Consider the following 19,257-nt stretch of genomic DNA (forward strand, 5'->3'; position numbering starts at 1 on the left):
GTCGGAGTGAGGACGAGACGCCCGCCATCAGCCTGCGCGGGGTGAACCGGGAGTTCCGCCGGCCCCGCACCTCCCTCACCAGCGCCCCCGCCGTGGTGCACGCGGTGCGGGACGTGACCCTCGACATACGGCCGGGGGAGCGATTCGGGCTCGTCGGGGAGTCCGGGTCCGGCAAGTCGACCCTGCTGCGGATGATGAGCGGGCTGGACCGCCCCACCTCCGGTGAGATCCACATCGAGGGGCAGCCCATCCAGGACAGCTCGGCGCGGCGGCTCGGCTGGCTCCGGCGCCGGCTGCAGCTGGTGTTCCAGGACCCGATGAGCTCCCTGGACCCCCGGATGCGGATCCGGGAGATCATCTCCGAGCCGCTTGTCGCCCAGGGCATCCCGCGCGGCAGCAAGGTCGACGACCTGCTGGAGCGAGTCGGTCTGTCCACGGACGCCGCACTGCGGTTCCCCCACCAGTTCAGCGGCGGTCAGCGACAACGGATCTCGGTGGCGCGCGCCCTGGCGCCCGACCCGCACATCCTCATCGCCGACGAGCCGGTCAGCGCCCTCGACGTGTCGGTGCGCGCGCAGGTGCTCAACCTGATCGACGAGGTCGTCGACGGCTTCGAGCTGACCCTGGTCTTCGTCTCCCACGACCTGTCCGTCGTGCGCCACGTCTGCGACCGGGTCGCGGTGATGCGCGCCGGCGAGATCGTCGAGATCGGCCCCACCGAGCAGCTCTACCAGGACCCGCAGCACCCCTACACGCAGCAGCTGCTCGCGTCGGTGCCGCGCCTCAGCGAGGCGCTGGCGGGCCGGACCGCGGCCGAGCTGGCGGAGCGCACCCGGGCGGCCCTGGCAGGTGAGGGGGCCACGGACGAGGCGGCGGCCCTGCGGCTGGCCGAGGAGGGCGCCCGGGCCGACGCCGGGATCGACGGTGGCGCGGGGCTCCGCGCCGAGGACGTGCGGCACGACCGGCACGAGGACGAGGGAGGCACCATTGCGTGACCTGTGGGTCGATGAGGACGCCGTGGTCGCGTTCACCCAGGAGCTGGTGCGGATCAGGTCGGTCAACGACCCGGCCGCCGGCACGGCGGAGCTGGCCGCGGCCCGCCTCGTCGAGGAGCGGATGCGAGAGCTCGGCTGGGCCCCGGAGGTGACCCTCGTCGCCCCGAACCGGCCGAACGTGGTGGCCGTCATCGAGGGCGGTGGTGGGCCCGGCCCCACCCTGATGTTCGAGGGGCACACCGACGTGGTCACGGAGGGCGACCTGGCGGACTGGAGCTTCGACCCCTATGCCGGTGACATCGTGGACGGCCGACTGCGCGGCCGGGGCAGTGCCGACATGAAGGCCGGCGTCGCCGCGATGGTCTATGCGGCCAAGGCCCTCGTCGACGCCGGTCCGTTCCCGGGGCGGCTCGTCCTCGGGGCGCTGGTGGACGAGGAGGGTCTGATGCTGGGCGCCAAGGCGTTCGCGCGGACGCCCCTGGCCGCCGAGATCGACGGTGCGATCTGCTGCGAGCCGGAGGCCGGGGAGATCTGCGCGGTCTCCAAGGGCGCGGTGCGTCTCCTGGTGCGCTTCGAGGGGGCCATGGCGCACGGCGCGATGCCCCAGCACGCCCGGAACCCGCTGCCGGTGGCCGCCGAGTTCGTGCGGCGGGTCGCCGACGTGCAGGCCGACCTGCTGCGCGAGCACGGTGAGCACGAGCACCTGGGACCGAACTACGTCACCCCGACCGTCGTCCTGGGCGGCGACACCGACCAGATCAACGTGATCCCGGCGCAGGCCGTCGTGTGCCTCGACATCCGGACCGTGCCCGGCGTGGACCACGTCGAGCTCAACGGTCGGATCACCGAGCTGGCCGGGGCGTGCGGGGAGCCGACCGGGATCAGCGCCGCGGTGGAGGTCGTCGACGACCGGCCCGCGGTCGACACCCCGGTGGACCACCCCATGATCGTGGCGCTCGCGCAGGCCCACGAGGCAGTCACCGGGAGCCCGGCCGTCTACGGTGGCGTGCCCGGCGCCACCGACGGCACGATCCTGACCCGCGACGCCGGGATCCCCACGGTCGTCTACGGCCCCGGGGGCAAGTGGATCGCCCACCAGGCCGACGAGTTCGTCGAGGTGGCCGAGATCATCGAGGCGACCCGTGTGTATGCCGAGACCGCCCGGCAGTTCCTGACGTCCGGGGCGGCCGAGGGGTGAGGCCGCTCTCCTGCCGGCCCCGTGCCGGCCGGCACGGGTCAGGGCGGGTGAGCCCGCTGCATACGCCGCTGGATAGGGTGCCGGGGTGAGCACACCTTCGGGGCAGGTGCCTCCGGGGAACGACCAGCCCAGCGCACCCATCGCCCCCATCCCGCAGACCTCCGGCCCGTCCCGCGGCTCGTCCGCCAGCACCATGTGGGCGATCGCGACGATCGTCGTGGCACTGGTCGGTGGCTTCCTGATCTACACCGCGATGACCCAGGACGACGGCACTGCCCCCGCCGCCCCGCAGGCGACCGCGGACGGTCCGGGACAGGTCGCTGACGAGGGAGCCGAGGCGGCGGGCAGCACCGCGACCCCCGGGACGACGGAGCCCTCGGAGGCGGCCCGACCGACGATGACCGACGAGCAGCGGCAGTTCCTGCTCGACCTGCCGCGCCGCGAGGCCGACGACCCGCTGGCCCAGGGCGACGTGGACGCGCCCGTGGTGATCATCGAGTACGCCGACTACCGCTGCCCGTTCTGCGCGTCGTGGGGCCGCGAGGTCCACCCCCAGCTGCAGGACCTGATCGACGACGGCACCGTGCGGCTGGAGTTCCGCGACCGGATCCTGTTCGGTGAGGACTCGGAGGCGACCGCACTCGCTGCCCGCGCCGCCGGGGAGCAGGGACTGTACTGGGAGTACCAGCAGGCGGTGTTCGAGGCGGCCCCGGAGAGCGGTCACCCCGACATGCCGCGGGAGAAGCTGCTCGGTCTGGCCGAGGAGGTCGGGGTGCCCGACCTCGCGACGTTCGAGGCCGACCTGGACTCGCCGGAGCTGCGCTCGGCCATGGAGGCGGACCAGGCCGAGGGCGAGTCGCTCGGCGTCCGCTCGACGCCCACCTTCCTGGTCAACACCCAGGCCCTCATCGGTGCCCAGCCGGAGCAGGCCTTCCGCCAGGCCATCGAGCAGGAGCTGGCCAAGGTGGAGGGGCAGCGGTGAGCAGCGCCGACCCACTGTGGGCCCTCGACCCGCAGGTGGTGCCCGGGCCCACCAACTCGATCGTCGACGTGCGCGGGTTGCGCGTGGGGCACCACGACCGCCGCGGCGAGGGCTGGCTGACCGGCACGACCGTGGTGCTGGCACCGCCCGAGGGAGCGGTCGGCGGCGTCGATGTGCGCGGCGGCGGCCCGGGCACGCGGGAGACCGACCTGCTCGACCCGGTCAACCAGGTGGACCGGGTGCACGCCGTCGTGCTCTCCGGCGGGAGCGCCTTCGGGCTGGCGGCCGCCGACGGCGTCATGCGGCACCTGTATGCCGCGGGGTGCGGCTTCCCGTGCGGAACCGAACCCTCCGAGGTGGTCCCCATCGTCCCGGCCGCCGTGATCTTCGACCTCGGCCGGGGTGGTGAGTTCACCGCGACACCGGATGCCTCGTTCGGCGTCGCGGCCTGCGAGGCGGCGTCGACCGGTGCCCCTGCGCTGGGCTCCGTCGGGGCCGGTGCCGGGGCCGAGTGTGGTGGCCTGAAGGGCGGCGTGGGCTCGGCCAGCGCCGTCCTGCCGGACGGCACCACGGTGGCGGCGCTGATCGTGGTCAACCCGGCGGGGCAGGTGCTGGACCTGCGCACGGGTGAGCTGATCGGTGCCCGGGCCCTGCTGCAGGGTGACCTGGACGTGCTCGGTGAGCGTGCGGCATACGTCCTGGGCCGGCCGGATCCCCAGGAGCTGGCGGCGGCGCGGGAACGCGCGCGGACCGAGCACGGCGGGCTGGTGCCCAAGGTGCTGGCGACCACCATCGGCGTGATCGCGACCGACGCGACGCTGACCAAGGCACAGGCCACCAAGGTCGCCGGCATCGGGCACGACGGCCTGGCCCGCGCGATCGACCCGGTGCACACCATGCACGACGGGGACACCCTGTTCACCCTCGCCACCGGCGAGCGGCCGGCGCCCGACGACCTCGCCTTCCACGGTCTGCTGACCGTTGCCGCGCGGGTGGTGACGCGCGCGACCGTGCGGGCCGTGCTCGCCGCGGAGGGCTGCGAGACGCCCACCGGACGGAGACGGTCCTACCTGGAGGCGTTCCCGAGCGCACTGCGGCCGGGCTAGCGAGCCGTCGCGGGTCGGGCCGTAGACTCCCGAGCCGTGACCCCTCCTCATCCTGCGGCTCCCGAACCGGGCCGCGAGTTCGTGCTCACCGTGTCCTGCGAGGACCGGCGGGGCATCGTCCACGCCGTGGCCGGCGTGATGCTCGAGCAGCACCTGACGATCCTGGACAGCCAGCAGTTCGGTGACGCCAGCACGGGCGAGTTCCATCTGCGGATGCATCTGCGCAGGGAGGGCTCGCCCGTCGCCCTGGAGGCGCTGGAGGAGGCGTTCGGTCCCGTCGCGCTCGAGTTCGGCATGCAGTGGCGCTTCCTGGACCGGTCACGGCGGCACCGTGCCCTGGTCATGGTGAGCCGGCAGGGCCACGTCCTCAACGACCTGCTGCACCGCACCCGGACCGGGCTGATGGACGTGGAGATCCCGGTGATCGTGTCCAACCACGAGGACTTCCGGGCTCTCGCCGAGTGGCACGGCATCCCGTTCCACCACGTGCCGGTGACCCCGGACACCAAGCCGGAGGCCGAGGCGCGGCTCCGGGAGCTGGTCGCGGAGCACCAGGTCGACACGATCGTGCTCGCCCGCTACATGCAGGTGCTCTCCTCCGAGCTGTGCGCCGAGCTGCCGGGGCGGATCATCAATATCCACCACTCGCTGCTGCCGAGCTTCAAGGGTGCCAAGCCCTACACCCAGGCGCACGACCGGGGCGTGAAGGTGATCGGCGCGACGGCCCACTACGTCACCGCGGACCTGGACGAGGGCCCGATCATCGAGCAGGACTTCCGCCGCGTGGACCACCGGATGAGCCCGGCCGAGCTGGCCGCCGTCGGGCAGGAGCTGGAAGCGATGGCGCTGTCCCGGGCGGTCCGCTGGCACGCCGAGCAGCGCGTGGTCCTCCGAGGCCGGCGCACCGTCGTCTTTGACTGACGTTGGCCAGGGTTTGATGGTCGTGCGGCCCGGAGCCGGTGCCCCGGGAGTGGTGGAGACGCCGCTGACCGAGCAGTTCCTGGCCCATGAGATCTGGGGTAGGCGTATGCCGGGAAAGCCGGCCCTGGGTCGGTGGCCTCGGCCATGGGACTGGTCGGCGCGGGGGACGTACCAGGCCAGCGACGCCACGAGATCTGTCACCGGCTGCCGGCTGCTGGTCGACGGTGGGTGGACCGCGATCCACGGAGGTTCACGCCGCCGTTCAGTTGAGCCCTGTGCCGAAGCTGTTCACCAGAGTGCCGAGGCGAGAGATCTCAACGTCGATGGCGTCGCCGGGTTGGAGCATTCGGGGCGTATCCATAAAGGCACCGACACCAGCGGGTTTGCCGGTGACAACGACGCCTCGCGGGGCACCGGGGTGAAGTCGACAGGTGCGCGATGACCTGCGGAATCGTGAAGACGAGGTCGCCGACCTTCGATGGCTGTCGCACCTCGCCATTGACTCGCGTCTCGAGCGTCAGGGCCCGACACGTCCTCTACGTCTTCGCCCTCCACCAGGTATGGCCCGAATCCTCCGGTTGCAAGAGAGTTCTTCCCTGGTGTCCACTGCGAGATTTCCCATTGCACATGGCGCACGGAGAAGCTACGCGAAGACTCGGCCAAGTTCATGATCCTGAGCGGACCGGACAGGGCGTTGACCGCGCTGTCGTGCCATCTCCCGCGTTGATGGCGTCCGGACCGGCGACCATCGATCCTTCCGGTGTGTCGACCCCAATGCCGTTGAGAGCCTCGACATTCAGGACACAACCCCTTGCGGGTGACGGCGCCTCCGTTCAGACCGGTGCGTGCTCCCTGTGGCACCACGGGTAGGCCGTGCCCCTGAGCGTGACTATCGACGACATCTCCGCGGTCGCGGTCGCGCACCACAAAGAAGTTATCGGCGGCACCGCACCGGCTGTGTGATCCACGCCGTTGGTGCTGGCCACCATCGAGTCCCGCACCACCCGAGCGGCTACTCTCTCCGGAGTGTGGCGACTGCTGCGGGAAACGGTGCCTACGCTCGGCCTTTCTGGATCCGCTCAACGAACTGGCTGGCGACTCTGGATCGCCTAGCTCCTTAGGTTTGGAGGTCGGTTGATCTGATCTCGTGGGCCAAGGGTTCGCCGTGTGCGTAGTGTTGAAGGTTGCTGGCGAACACTGCGGCTGCCCTTTCGAAACGCCCGTCTCCGAGCGATGCGTTGTGCGGCGTGATGACCACCTGGGGGTGGGACCAAAGGGGATCATCGCTGGGCAATGGCTCAGATGCCGCTACGTCAAGCACTGCTCGTCCAGGCCGGCCCGCGTCAAGCGATGCGAGCAGTGCCCGTTCGTCGACGAGGGCGCCGCGCCCCACATTGATGAGGACTGATGAAGTCTTCATCCTGCGGAGGAAATCGGAGTCGACGAGGCCTGCGGTCGCGGAGTTGGCGGGTGCAGCAATCACCACGACGTCGCAACTGGGCAGGAGGTCACGCAGCTGTTGGGGTGTCGCTAGAGAGTCAACAACTGATGTGGCGGACTGGGACCGGCGCACGCCGGTAACGTGCGCACCGAACGCGCGTGCCCTCTGCGCAACGGCAGCCCCGACTTGTCCGAGGCCGATCACTAGCCACCTGGTCGATCCCATCTCGACAAAGTCATGTGGTTGCCACTGACGCTGCGTGGCTGACTCCCGCCACACGTCCGCGCCCTGCAGATGGTCCATGGCGGCGCGGAGCACGAACTCAGCAATGGGTGGGCCGGCGATGTGTGATGTCGTGACTCTGACGCCACGCCGAACGAGATCGCTGAGCACGGGAGAGTCGAAGCCGGCTGAGTTTGACTGGAGCCAGCGCAAGCTGCTGGACTCTGTGACCAATCGGTAGAAGGCCCGCAACGGGCCACCTCGTAGGAGATCCGTGGTTCGCCAGGCCACCTCTAACGGCAACGTTTCGGGGTCCCAGTGGACTGTTCCACCCTCCACGCGAAGTTCACCATCTGTTCCCAGGGCGAACCAGCGGGCGCCTTCGGGGCGCACCTGTTCCAGCAGGTCTCGGTGGCGCTCCAGGGCGCACAATGACAGCAGAACGTTCATGCGGAACAGTCTCCTCCGTGCTGGTTAGACCTCGACCAGGATGGCCTGCCCCTGGCCGACGCCGATGCAGCAGGCAGCGACTCCGAGTCCGCCGCCGCGTCTACGCAGCTCGCGGCACAGGTCAACGAGCACTCGAGGAGCCGACGCGCCCAGTGGATGGCCGATGGCGATGGCACCGCCATTGGGGTTGACGAGTTCGCGGTCGAGGGTGGGCATCAGGTGCAGAGTGGACAGGACCATCGCGGCGAAGGCCTCATTGATCTCCCAGAGGGCGATGTCCTCATGCCGAAGACCCGCGCGGTCCAGGAGCTTGGCGATCGCACCGACCGGAGCGATCGCGAACTCGTCGGGCTCGACGCCAACCGTCGCTGTGGCCACGATCCTGCCCAAGGGCTCCACTCCGAGCTCCAGAGCTGCCTGCTGGTGCCCAACGAGGGCCGCGAAGGCGCCGTCGCTCAGGGGCGAGGAGTTGCCGGCCGTGACTTCACCGTCGGGAGTGAACGCGGCGGGGAGGCCGGCCAGGATCTCCGGGGTCGTGCCACGACGGATGCATTCATCCGTCGATACGCCAGCTACCGGCTCGACGAATCCGTCGTGCACCCCGCGCTCCCATGCGGCAGCCGCACGAAAGTGGGAGCGCACGGCCCAAGCATCCTGTTCCTCGCGTGAGATGCCGAACCGTCGAGCCACATCCTCGGCGTTTCCGCCCAGGGACTCTGTCCACGATGCCGGGAAAGCCGGATTGGGCAGTCGCCATCCCACGGTCGTCGGGTGCAGCGTCATGTCCTGGGGGAAGCCCTTCGTGGGCTTGGGGAGCACGAGCGGTGCGCGGGTCATCCCCTCCACACCGCCCGCGATCAGCAGCGACCCATCGCCGACCGCGACCTGTCGGGCCGCCTGCACGATCGCCTCGGTGCCCGAGCCACAGAGTCGGTTCACGGTCGTGCCCGGCACGGAGGTGGGGAGACCGGCCAACAACAGGGCCATGCGGGCCACATTGCGGTTCTCCTCGCCAGCGCCGTTGGTGTTGCCCAGGATGACGTCATCTATGACTGCGGGGTCCAGTGCCGGGTGCCTGGCCATCAGCGCGGCGATCGGCGCGGCAGCCAGGTCGTCTGTCCGCACCTCCGCGAACCCCCCGCGGTGGCGGCCGAACGGTGTGCGGACAGCATCGATGAGGTAGACGTCGTCCAGTTGCCGTTTCGATTTTCCCACCATGGGAAATGACCTTACCCCTTATGACGGCATTTGCGCTATCGTCAGCAGAACGTAACAACGAGGGCCACACTCGAGTGTGCGGTGGCTCGGATCAGGAGAGTCCCTTGGACGTCGGAACGCTGGTGTCGAGAGCGGGTGCACGGTTCGCGGACCGGGTGGCTGTGGAAGGCACTGGGGAGCAACGCACTTTTCGGGAGCTGGCCGACCGTGTCGTGCGTCTCGCCAACGCACTGCTGGCACTGGGACTGCAGCCGGGGGACCGTGTCCTGGACCTGCAGTCCAACAGCGTCCGCTCCTTTGAGGCCGACCTGGCGATCCGGGCTGCTGGCCTGGTGCGCGCGGCCCTGAACTATCGACTGCATGAGACGGACTGGGCGCGCATTGCCAGTGACTCTGGTGCACGGGGCCTCATCTACGACGCCCGCTTCCAGGAGCCAGCAGCGGATCTGATCGCCGACCTTCCGCACGTGGTGGTGATCGGTGACGGTCCGGGGGTCCCCTACGAGAGCCTGGTCGACAACGGGCGCGCCGACCTTCTGCCGTCGCGTTCTCCGGGCACCTTGTGTGGCCTGCACTACTCCTCCGGGACGACAGGGCACCCCAAGGGTGCTCAGCGCACGCACCGCAACTGGGTAGCGTCGATGGTCAACATGACCCACGATGTACTCGGAGGTCCTCCGCGGCCCGACGAGAGTTACGTGCACGCCGGGCCCATCACGCATACGAGCGGGCTGTTCGTCCTGCCGTTCCTCGTTGCCGGCGCCCGGCAGCTCATCCTGCCCCAGTGGGACGAGTCGGCGTTCGTGGAGGCGGTTGCAGAGCGTGGTGCCACCCACACCGCGCTCGTGCCGACCATGGTCGCCAGACTCATTGCGTCCTCGGAGGCCACAGCCGAGTCTCTCGCGGGCCTGCGGATGCTGGGCTATGCCGGAGCACCGATGACCCCGGAACAGATGCGTCGGGCCCACCGGGAGCTGACGCCGAACCTGGTTCAGTACTACGGGCTGGTCGAAGCGATTCCCCCGGTGACCATTCTCGACGCTGCGGATCACGCGCGCGGCATCGCTGGTGAGACCGAGCTCCTCAGCTCGGCGGGCCGCGCTGCCCTCGGTGTGGAGATTGCCGTTGTCGACGAGGACGGGCGACGGGTTGTGGCGGGCGAGGTCGGGGAGGTCATCACACGAGGTGACCACGTGATGTCCGGCTACTGGAACGCCGAGCGCCGCAAGGACTTGGGGAAGTCCGTGGTGGAGGGCTGGTTGCACACCGGTGACCTCGGCAGGCTCGGCCCGGATGGCCATCTCTGGCTGGTTGACCGCAAGGGCGACATGATCATCTCGGGGGGCTACAACATCTACCCGCGCGAGGTGGAGGAGGTGATCGCCCAGGTCCCGGGCGTCGCCGAGGTGGCCGTGCTGGGGATCAAGGACGCCGACTGGGGGCAGCGGGTGGTGGCTTTGGTGCGACCGGTCGCCGGAGCAGAGCTCACCGAGGAGGCGGTGCGTGCCCACTGTGCCGAGGCCATGGCTTCCTACAAGAAGCCCAAAGACGTGCACATCGTGCAGGGCTTCCCACTCAACGCCACGGGCAAGATCGCCAAGAAGGTTCTCCGGGCTGAGCTTGAGGCTGCATCGACGGAGGCCCTGGCGTGACGACCGATCTGCCGGACAATGGTGTTCCGACGTTGCGCCCGAACTACGGACCTGACGGAGCGCCGAAGCCGGGCGAGTATCCCTATACCAGAGGCATCAGCGCCGAACCCCGCCCATGGATCATGGGGCAGTACGCGGGCTTCGGCACGCCTGCGGAGTCGAACCGGCGCTTCCGCACCTTGTTGGACGCAGGGGTGACGGGCTTCTCGGTCGCCATGGACCTGCCTACGCAGATGGGCATTGACTCCGACGACCCGCGCGCACTCGGCGAGGTCGGCCGTGTCGGGGTCGCCATCGACTCCTTGGCTGACATCGAGATCCTCATGGAGGGGATCCCGCTGGAGGAGATCAGTCAGGTCCGCACCACTGCCAACTCCATCGGGTACATCTGGGCAGCATTCTTCATCGCGCTGGCCGAAAAGCGGGGAGTAGACCCCAACTCTTTCGGGCTGCTGATCCAGAACGATGTGCTCAAGGAGTTCATTTCACGCGGGACGCAGATCTTCCCCGCGGAGCCCTCGCTCAAGCTGGCCGTCGACACGATCGAGTACTGCGCCGAGCGAGTTCCGAACTGGACGCCACTGACCATGAGTGGCTACCACATCCGCGAGTCCGGAGCCTCGGCGGTCCAGGAGGTGGCCTTCACCTGGGCAAACGCGCGTGCCTACCTGGACGAGTGTCTGGCGCGTGGCATGAGTATCGACGACGTCGCGCCGACGCTGTTCACCTTTCTGGCGATCACGACCGACTTCCTGCCCGAGGTGGCCAAGTTCCGAGCCGCGCGCAGGGTCTGGGCCCGGCTCATGCAGGAGACCTACGGTGCGCAACGTGCCGAATCCGCGCAGCTGCGCATCTTTGCGTTCACGGCCGGCTCGAGTCTCACCGCCCAGCAGCCGCTCAACAACGTCGTTCGGGCCACTCTCGAGGCTACAGCGGCAGCCCTTGCGGGCGTGCAGACCATGCACGTCTCCGCCTATGACGAAGCGCTCGGGGTGCCAACGGAGGGGGCGGCCACTCTCGCGCTGCGCACGCAGCAGATCGTCGCCTTCGAGTCGGGCCTGACCACGACCGCCGATCCGTTCGGAGGATCGTGGGCCATCGAGCAGCTGACTGATGACCTCGACGACCAGATCACCGCCCTGGGTGAACACATTGCCCAGCGCGGCGGCGCCCTGGAGTGCATCGAGGACGGCTGGTTCGCTCGCGAGCTGTCTGACGCCGCCTACCGGCACACCCAGGCCATCGAGGCGGGGGACCGGACCGTGGTCGGTCTTAACCGCTTCCCGGCGGAGACCGAGCCGCTCGAGGTGTTCCGGATCGACCCTGCCGTGGAGCAGGGTCAGGTGGCTGTCGTGCAGGCATTACGCCGGGACAGGGATGCCTCAGCAGTCGCGGCCGCCCTCGAGGGGCTGCGGCGGGCGGCCGCGGAGGGGGAGAACGTGGTTCCCGCGACGGTGGTGGCCGTAAAGGCCTACGCAACGGTGGGCGAGATCGTCTCGGTGCTCCGTGCGCACTACGGGACCTGGCGTCCCGGAAACGCGTTCTGAATGCGTCTCGCCGGGGCCTAGCCAAAGGCCCCTTATGACGCTATTGTCATGGGCGTCGCAATTTCGTCACAAACACAACTTCAGAAGTCCCCCACTCCCGACCATCGGCTCAAGGAGGTGCCATGGCCAAGCGCCAGCCCCTAGCTGGAGGAAGCCTGCGTCCTCGCTCGATGCTGCTCACCGTCTACGGCGCCTTCGTCCGCGACCTCGGCGGGTGGGTGGCGGTGCGCGACCTGGTGGCCCTGTTCGAGGAGCTGGGTGTGGACTCTGGCGCCCTCCGAGCAGCCGTCAGCCGAGCGAAGAAGGCTGGCACCATCCATCCCGAGAAGGTCGAGGGGGTCTCCGGATACCGCCTCAGCGCGAGTTCAGATGGTCTGGTTGCCGAGGGGGAGCGACGCCTCCTGGGTCACCTGCAGCCAGCTGTGCTCGAGGACGGTTGGGTGCTCGCCGTGTTCAGCGTCCCAGAGGACAAGCGTGAGCTGCGTGCACTCATCACCAGCCGCCTGGAGTGGCTCGGCTATGGCCAGATGGGGGCGGGCATCAGGATCGCGCCCGCGACCCACCTGCACGACACACGGCACACTCTGGAGCGTCTCGAGCTGACGCCTTACGTCCATCTCATGACGGCGCACTACGAGAACTTCCAAGATCTCCACAGCCTGGCCAACAGCTGGTGGGACCTGGAGGCGATCCGGGAGGGCTACACCTCGTTTCTGACGCACGTCAGCCCCGTCCTGGAGCGTTGGCAGACCTCGAGCGCGGAGCTGGATGACCGGGCAGCCTTTGTGGACTACGTCCGCGCCCGCACCATCTGGCGCCGCCTCCCCTACCTGGACCCCGGCCTTCCGGATGAGCTCTACCCTGACCGCTGGCCGAGAGCCCAGGCCGCCGGCTCGTTCCTGATGCTTCACCGTCTCCTCAAGGCTCCCGCCACCCGCTTCGTGCGAGAGACGACCGGCCTCGACCGCGTGCAGCGGGCTACCCGTGCCACACCAGCCCGCCCTGAACTGACCCCCGAGAGCCTCGACGGACTGGCTTCGGTGTCTGACGACACCGACCACCGCTGGCTTTAGCCCTGAGAGGAATCGATGGAACAACAGCCCAGGCAGCCTCTGGCCGGACTGACCGTCCTGGACCTGAGTCACGTGTATGCCGCGCCCTACGCGACCCTGCTCCTCGCCCTCGCGGGTGCCCGCGTGATCAAGATCGAGCCACCAGGTGGTGAACACCTGCGCAAGCGGGGGACGGTCGCCGCACCGCGCTACGCCTACGCGATGCTCAACTCCAACAAGGAATGCATCACGCTCGACCTCAAGTCGACCGCCGGTGTGGAGGTCTTCAACTCGCTGCTCGAGCAGGCCGACGCCGTCGTCGAGAACTTCCGCCCCGGGACCATGGACCGCCTGGGCATCGGCTACGAGCAGGCCCGCACCATCAACCCCCGCATTGTCTATGCCAGCACCTCCGGTTACGGCTCGACAGGCAGGTATGCCAGTTATCCCGCCATGGACGTCGCTATCCAGGCCATGTCCGGCGTGGTGGACGTCACGGGCTACCCGGACCAGCCGGCCGTCAAGGCAGGCATCGCGGCCTGTGACTTCTCCTCTGGCATCCACCTGTACGGGGCACTGCTCACCGCGCTCTACCAGCGTGAGCAGACAGGCGAGGGGTCACGGGTGGAGACCTCAATGATGGAGTCGGTCTTCCCGACCCTGTTGTCGAGCCTGTCGCTGTTCTACTCGACCCAGGAGCACACCCATCGGGTCGGCAACCACCACGGAGGGCTGTCGGTCGCCCCCTACACGATCTACCCCACGCTTGATGGCCAGCTCGCAGTAGTGTGCGAAGGGGACCATCACTGGCGGGCTCTGTGCGAGATCATGGGCCGCCCCGAGCTGGGCACCAACCCCGACTTCGCCACCACCCGCGAGCGGGTCAGCCGCATGGACGAGGTCGACCGCATCGTCGGCGACTGGTGCGCCACCCAGCACAAGCTGGAAGCTTTTGAGCTGCTCCGGCACCGAGGAGTGCCGAGCGCACCCGTCCGCCGCCTAGGCGACGTAGCCACCGATCCCGCATTGTTTGAGCGGGGCTATCTGGAGACCGTCGAGCATCCGGAGCTTGGTCCCACGACACTGATGCGCAGCGCGATCAGGTTCCCCGACCAGCCGCTGCCTCCGCTGGACCCCGCCCATGCCCTCGGCGCCGATACCGACGGCGTTGCCCGGGACCTGCTTGGCCTAGACGAGAAGCGCCTCGGCGACCTGCGTCGCGCTGGCGCGTTCGGCTGACCTGCCGCACCCACAAGGAATTGTCATGAGCACACCTGCACCGAACCATTTCGACAGCGTCCTTGTCGCCCTTCCACCCGGAGTCGCCGGTCGTCCACTCACGGACGCTGCCTCGAAGCTGCTCGCTGGGCAGGGGACCCTACACCTCCTGACGGTAGTCAGGGTAGGGGAAGAGGAGGCCGGTGGCACGGCCATTGCCCGCGCCGAGCAGGCCCTCGAACAAGTCACTGAGTACGTCCGGGGTGACGGCGTTACCGTCCGCTGGGGCGTTGCAGCAACCATGGGGGCACCCGGGGCAGAGATTGTCTCCGCAGCCGAACAGCTGGGTGTCGCAGCCATCGTGATTGGTGGCAGCAACCGCACCCGGGTCGGCAAGTTCCTCATGGGCAGTGACGCACAAACTGTGCTGCTCACCAGTCCGGTCCCCGTCCTTTCAGTTCCCCGCTGAAATACATCACTTCCCCCACAAGGAAAGGCACAACCATGCGCACCACCCGTCTTCTCACCGTTATGGCCGCCGTGGTCAGCGTCACCCTCCTGTCCGCCTGTGGCGGTTCCGCCGGCGGACAGGAGGGATCCGACGGCCTCCCGGATGGGCAGCTGACCTTCATCGTTCCCTACGGTCCAGGCGGATCCACCGACAACATCAGCCGCATTTTCGTGGAGCACCTCGAGAAGCAACTCGACCGCCCGATCGTGGTGGAGAACGTCGAGGGCGGTGGTGGCGTTATCGGCATGACCGAGACGATGCAGTCAGACCCCGACGGCCTCACGATCGGACTCGGGACGAACACCGCCCTCACCTTCCAGCCCCTGGTAAGTGACGGCCTGGCGTGGGGCTCGACTGATGACTATTCGGTGTTTGGCGCGATGGGGGAGACGCCGGTGCTGGCCATTAGTTCAACAGCCTCGGGCATCGAGACCCTTGACGACTTTGTCACCGAGGCCGAGGCGCGTCCGGGCGAGATCTCCGTCGGGACCACCGGCGCCAACACCTTGGCCCACATCTCCGCCGCCCAGTTGGAGAACCAGCTCGGGATCGACCTCAACATCGTGCACTTCCCCAGTGCGGCCGAGGCGGTGACGGCTGCCGTCGGCGGGCACATCGATGCCTACCTGACCACGCCGTCCAGCGCCCAGGCGATGGTCGAGGCCGGCGAGGTCAACGGCCTGGCGATCTTGAATGAGCAGGTCCCCGAAGGGCTGGATGTGCCGTCCGCTGTTGAGGAGGGCATCGACCCTGTTATCAGCTTCACGGTTTATGTCATCGCCCCCAAGGGACTCCCTGAGGCCGTTGCCACCGAGCTCGAGGAAGCCACCGTCGCGGTCCTCAAGGACCCGGCTTACCAGAAGGCTGTGGCCGGCGAGGGCGCCTTCCCAGGCGCGATCGGCGCCGAGGAGGCTAACGCCGATCTCGGCCAGGAGCAGAAGACCATGCAGGCCCTCGTCGACCTGATGGACTGACCCATCCCCGAAGAGCAAAGCTGAGGACAGCCATGGCGCACCACGACACCGCCCACGAGCAGGGGACAGAAGCCATGCTGAACGACCTGTCAGAGGATGCCTCCGCACCTTCCCGCACCACGCTACTACTGATGGGCGCGGTGGTGATCGGGGTCGCCGTGGCGGTCTTTGTGACCGCACGCGGCTACGGTCTGGGTGAATTGCAACATCCAGGCCCGGGCTCCTTCCCGGCGCTGATCGCTGCTGGCATGGGGATCATGGGAGTCCTGCTGCTGGCGCAGGCCGCCGTGGAGAATCCACGGCGCCGTCCGGCAAACACACCGCTCATTGCGGCCGGCACCCGCCGGGTGCTCTTCATGGGGGCGGTGCTCACCGTCTACGTCGTCGGGCTCTACACCGTCGGGTTCACGATCAGCTCGGTCCTCGCGACGCTGGCGATGACCCACGTGCTGGATGCCAAGCTCTCCTGGCTGGGACGCGCCACCTACTCGGTCGTGCTGGTCCTGATCGTGGAATTGGTGATGACGGCCGTGTTCAGCGTGCGATTTCCGGGTGGATTGGTGGGGATCTTTCTGTGAGCGTGCCCGGCTTCGCACCACAGCGACCTGAGAGAGGCTAACCATGAGCCCGATCGACGGACTGCTTCTCGGGTTGGAAGTCGCCTTCCAGCCCCAGAACCTGCTGGCTGCCTTCATCGGTGTCCTCGTCGGTACCGTGGTCGGTGTCCTGCCTGGCCTAGGGCCCACGGCAGGAGCGGCCATCCTGTTCCCCATCACCTTGACTATGGACCCGGTGGCGGGAGTCATCCTCATCGCCGGCATCTATTACGGGACGATGTACGGCGGATCGACGACTGCGATCCTGCTCAACATCCCCGGCGAGTCCTCAGCGATCGTCTCAACCTTCGAAGGTTATCCGATGGCTCGCCAGGGTCGTGGCGGTCCGGCGCTCGCCACCGTCGCCCTCGGATCCTTCTTCACCGGCACCTTGACAGTCATCCTCGTGACCTTCTTCACCCCCGAGGTAGCCCGGTTCGGCCTGATGTTCGGTCCACCGGAGTACTTCGCGCTCACTTTCGGCGGACTGCTTCTCCTGGCACGGGTCATGGGAGGTTCACTTGTGGGTGGCCTGCTCCCCATGTTGGTGGGTCTCTTGCTCGGGACGATCGGGGGCGATCCCACCTCGGGGATCATGCGGTTCACCTTCGGTGAGGTCGAGCTGACCCGTGGGATCAGCCTGGTGCCGGTCGCTATCGGTCTATTCGGTGTCGCAGAGTTGCTCCGCATTACCTACGCCAGTTCCAGGGGCGCGGAGGCCATGGCGACACCGCCTAAGGTCGGTCGAATCATGCCGAGCAGAGACGACCTGCGACGTTCGCTCGGACCGTGGGCGCGTGGTGGCATCCTCGGCTTCGTCTTCGGTCTGCTGCCGGGTCCCTCCGGGACACTGTCGACGTTCGTCTCCTACCGGGTCGAGAAGTCCCTCTCCAAGCGCAAGCACATGTTCGGAAAGGGCGCGATCGAGGGGTTATCCGGGCCGGAGGCTGCCAACAACGCTGCCGCAACATCCAGCGTCATCCCGATCCTGGCCTTCGGAATTCCGTTCTCCTCGACACTGGCGCTGATGCTCGCAGCCTTGATCGCTCAAGGGGTGCAGCCAGGTCCCCAGATCGCGGTGACACACCCGGAGATCTTCTGGGGCGTCATCGCCTCGATGTATATCGGCAACGTGATGTGTCTGGTGCTCAACCTGCCGCTCGTGCGCATCTGGGTGAAGTTGCTGCAGGTCCCGACCCAACTGCTGTTCCCAGCCGTCATGATCCTGGCCGCCTACGGCGCCTACGCTGCCTCCGGAATCATGATCGACCTGGTCATCTTGGTTGGCCTTGGCTTCGTCGGTTATCTGTTCGGCAAGATTGGCTTCCAGATTGCGCCCCTGCTGGTCGGCGTCATCCTCGGCCCCATGGTCGAGAACAACTTCGTGGCGAGCATGACTCTCGGGCGAGGCGACTTTGGCATCTTCTGGGCCTCCACCCCCTCCAAGGTCATGTGGGGCATGGTCATCGTGATCATCCTGCTGGCCGCGGTGGCCCGCCGGTTCAATATGGCCGCAGCCGGGGTCGCCCCGGCGCACACCAGCGACGGTGCAGTGACGGTCAACGGGCAGGACGACTCCGGCGACCGCGCGGTGAACGACGAGGACGACGAGACAGTCGCCGTCTCCGCCACCAGGCAGCCTCAGTCCGACGGCGACCCCGGGGACGTGTCACCACCGGGCAACCGACCGCTCGAAGACTCACCACCCCCGCCCGGAGAGGACTCGCGATGACCGTAGAAGCCGCTGACAAGGAGACGATGGTGCAACCACTGGACCTGCGGGAGCTGCTCCTGGAGCGCCTCCGGATCCCGTTGATCGGTGCGCCGATGTTCCTGGTGTCCGGCGTGGACCTCGTGGTCGCGCAGAGCAGCAACGGCGTGCTGGGCACCTTCCCGAGCAAGAACGCTCGCACTGCTGCGGACCTGGTCGACTGGCTGGATGAGATCGGGCAACGGCTCGGCGAGAGCCCCTTCGGGGTCAACCTGGTGGCGCATGCCTCCAACGACCGCTACGAGGGTGACGCCCGGATCTGCGTCGACATGAAGGTGCCGGTGATCGTCACCAGCCTGGCACCTGCCCCTGACCTGGTTGCCGAGGTGCACGCCTATGGCGGGGCAGTCCTGCACGACGTCACCACAGTGCGGCACGCGGAGAAGGCCTTGGAGGCCGGAGTCGACGGACTGGTCCTGGTCTGCGCGGGTGCGGGTGGACACGGTGGCAAGCTGACACCGTTCGCCTTCGTACCGGAGGTCCGTCAGTTCTACTCCGGACCACTCGTGGTCGGAGGAGGCGTCGGCACCGGCGGCGGTGTCCTGGCTGCACGAGCTCTCGGAGCTGACGGGGTGTATGTCGGCACACGGTTCATCCCTACCGCGGAGTCGCTCGCCGTCCCCGAGTACAAGGACATGGTGATCGGCTCTCAGGCGAAAGACGTGGCCTACACCCCCTATTTCAGTGGTGTCCCGGCGAACTATCTGGTGCCCAGCATCGTGCGGGCCGGACTCGACGTGGGCGAGGTCATTGCCGCCCGGTCGCGCGCGTTCGTCTCCGGGTCCCGTCACACGGTCAAGGCATGGAAGGACATCTGGGGTGCCGGTCAGGGCGTCGGTCACTCGGACGGCGTCCACAGTGCAGCCGAGATCATCGACCAGATCGCCACCGAGTACGACACGAGCCGAGGAGTTCTCTGATGACCGCCAACGACACCGCCAGCGGCCTGCTGACCGATGAAGCCCGGTCCTGGGTCGGCATGGAGATTGAGTATCCCGAGTTCGAGATCACCGCTCGAGACATCGCTCGGTACGCCTCGGGAATGGGCAACCCGGTCCCGGCCTACGTCGATCCGCCGGACGATCTGACCGCGCAACCCCTCCTCTACACCGCTCTCATCCGGCCGATCGTGGAGTCTGGGACCCTGACCGAGGACGGTCTCACTCAGGACCGCCGCGCCCCGGTCGGTGAGAAGCGCGTGATGTTTGGCGGCATCGACATCGAGATCGTCCGACCGCTGGTCGCGGGGGACAAGATTCACGGCAAGCGACGCCTGGAGTCGCTGGAGGAAAAGCAGGGGAGGCGCGAGAACTTCGTGCTGGCCACCTGGAAGACCACCTACTGGGACGCAGACGACACGGTCGTCATGCGTGAGACGTCCCTACAGATCCTGAAGTGAGGTA

Annotated in this window: 17 protein-coding genes and 1 pseudogene; 15 read left to right on the top strand and 3 right to left on the bottom strand. The window is 67.9% G+C overall.

The features are described from left to right. The first annotated feature begins 41 nt into the window (after window positions 1-41). The 5 genes from DA085_RS21940 (at window position 42) to purU (ending at window position 5,202) form a co-directional block, all read left to right on the top strand. The gene (locus tag DA085_RS21940; RefSeq protein ID WP_337189770.1) at window positions 42-995 is read left to right on the top strand and encodes an ATP-binding cassette domain-containing protein; all 954 of its coding nucleotides are present in this window, start codon (window positions 42-44) and stop codon (window positions 993-995) included. Then, window positions 988-2,193 (top strand): M20 family metallopeptidase, encoded by a 1,206-nt coding sequence (locus DA085_RS08440; RefSeq protein ID WP_109472516.1) that lies wholly within the window; start codon window positions 988-990, stop codon window positions 2,191-2,193. The genes DA085_RS21940 and DA085_RS08440 overlap by 8 nt, the downstream gene beginning before the upstream one ends. An 85-nt stretch (window positions 2,194-2,278) precedes the next feature. Next, the gene (locus DA085_RS08445; protein WP_202619153.1) at window positions 2,279-3,175 is read left to right on the top strand and encodes a DsbA family protein; all 897 of its coding nucleotides are present in this window, start codon (window positions 2,279-2,281) and stop codon (window positions 3,173-3,175) included. Then, window positions 3,172-4,281, top strand: a complete 1,110-nt coding sequence (locus DA085_RS08450) for a P1 family peptidase (RefSeq protein ID WP_237565390.1) — start codon at window positions 3,172-3,174, stop codon at window positions 4,279-4,281. The genes DA085_RS08445 and DA085_RS08450 overlap by 4 nt, the downstream gene beginning before the upstream one ends. A 36-nt stretch (window positions 4,282-4,317) precedes the next feature. Then, window positions 4,318-5,202, top strand: coding sequence for a formyltetrahydrofolate deformylase (purU, locus tag DA085_RS08455; protein ID WP_109472517.1), 885 nt, complete (start codon window positions 4,318-4,320; stop codon window positions 5,200-5,202). Window positions 5,203-5,464: 262 nt separating this feature from the next. Here purU and DA085_RS22000 read toward each other — a convergent pair. The 3 genes and pseudogenes from DA085_RS22000 to DA085_RS08470 form a co-directional block, all read right to left on the bottom strand. After that, window positions 5,465-5,723: pseudogene (locus DA085_RS22000) on the bottom strand (fumarylacetoacetate hydrolase family protein). A 596-nt stretch (window positions 5,724-6,319) separates the two neighbouring features. Then, the gene (locus DA085_RS08465) at window positions 6,320-7,315 is read right to left on the bottom strand and encodes a D-2-hydroxyacid dehydrogenase (RefSeq protein ID WP_109472519.1); all 996 of its coding nucleotides are present in this window, start codon (window positions 7,313-7,315) and stop codon (window positions 6,320-6,322) included. Between the two features lie 24 nt (window positions 7,316-7,339). Further along, on the bottom strand, window positions 7,340-8,533 hold the full coding sequence (locus DA085_RS08470; RefSeq protein ID WP_272914482.1) for a thiolase family protein: 1,194 nt from the start codon (window positions 8,531-8,533) through the stop codon (window positions 7,340-7,342). Between the two features lie 104 nt (window positions 8,534-8,637). On the opposite strand from DA085_RS08470, the gene DA085_RS08475 reads away from it, so the two are divergent. The 10 genes from DA085_RS08475 to DA085_RS08520 all read left to right on the top strand — a co-directional run bounded on the left by DA085_RS08475 (window position 8,638) and on the right by DA085_RS08520 (window position 19,253). Further along, window positions 8,638-10,185 carry a class I adenylate-forming enzyme family protein gene (locus DA085_RS08475; protein ID WP_109472520.1) on the top strand — a complete coding sequence of 516 codons (1,548 nt, stop codon included), beginning with the start codon at window positions 8,638-8,640 and terminating at the stop codon, window positions 10,183-10,185. Further along, window positions 10,182-11,732, top strand: coding sequence for an acyl-CoA mutase large subunit family protein (locus DA085_RS08480; RefSeq protein ID WP_202619154.1), 1,551 nt, complete (start codon window positions 10,182-10,184; stop codon window positions 11,730-11,732). The genes DA085_RS08475 and DA085_RS08480 overlap by 4 nt, the downstream gene beginning before the upstream one ends. Window positions 11,733-11,854: 122 nt before the next feature. After that, on the top strand, window positions 11,855-12,805 hold the full coding sequence (locus DA085_RS08485) for a PaaX family transcriptional regulator (protein ID WP_109472521.1): 951 nt from the start codon (window positions 11,855-11,857) through the stop codon (window positions 12,803-12,805). A gap of 15 nt (window positions 12,806-12,820) precedes the next feature. After that, the gene (locus DA085_RS08490) at window positions 12,821-14,023 is read left to right on the top strand and encodes a CaiB/BaiF CoA transferase family protein (RefSeq protein WP_109472522.1); all 1,203 of its coding nucleotides are present in this window, start codon (window positions 12,821-12,823) and stop codon (window positions 14,021-14,023) included. Between the two features lie 25 nt (window positions 14,024-14,048). Then, the gene (locus DA085_RS08495; protein ID WP_109472523.1) at window positions 14,049-14,471 is read left to right on the top strand and encodes a universal stress protein; all 423 of its coding nucleotides are present in this window, start codon (window positions 14,049-14,051) and stop codon (window positions 14,469-14,471) included. Window positions 14,472-14,506: 35 nt separating this feature from the next. After that, window positions 14,507-15,487 (top strand): Bug family tripartite tricarboxylate transporter substrate binding protein, encoded by a 981-nt coding sequence (locus tag DA085_RS08500; RefSeq protein WP_109472524.1) that lies wholly within the window; start codon window positions 14,507-14,509, stop codon window positions 15,485-15,487. Window positions 15,488-15,519: 32 nt separating this feature from the next. Next, a complete protein-coding gene (locus DA085_RS08505; RefSeq protein WP_109472525.1) occupies window positions 15,520-16,065 on the top strand; it encodes a tripartite tricarboxylate transporter TctB family protein in 546 nt (181 codons plus the stop codon). A gap of 43 nt (window positions 16,066-16,108) precedes the next feature. Further along, entirely contained in the window at window positions 16,109-17,815 is a 1,707-nt protein-coding gene (locus DA085_RS08510) for a tripartite tricarboxylate transporter permease (protein ID WP_109472526.1), read from the top strand. Then, window positions 17,812-18,774 carry an NAD(P)H-dependent flavin oxidoreductase gene (locus DA085_RS08515; protein WP_237565391.1) on the top strand — a complete coding sequence of 321 codons (963 nt, stop codon included), beginning with the start codon at window positions 17,812-17,814 and terminating at the stop codon, window positions 18,772-18,774. Before DA085_RS08510 ends, DA085_RS08515 begins: the two co-directional genes overlap by 4 nt. After that, window positions 18,774-19,253: a MaoC family dehydratase gene (locus tag DA085_RS08520; protein ID WP_161958456.1), complete on the top strand. Its 480-nt coding sequence runs from the start codon at window positions 18,774-18,776 to the stop codon at window positions 19,251-19,253. The genes DA085_RS08515 and DA085_RS08520 overlap by 1 nt, the downstream gene beginning before the upstream one ends. Window positions 19,254-19,257: the final 4 nt, after the last annotated feature.

It is taken from the genome of Ornithinimicrobium cavernae (assembly GCF_003121625.1).
GTDB classification, from domain to species: domain Bacteria; phylum Actinomycetota; class Actinomycetes; order Actinomycetales; family Dermatophilaceae; genus Ornithinicoccus; species Ornithinicoccus cavernae.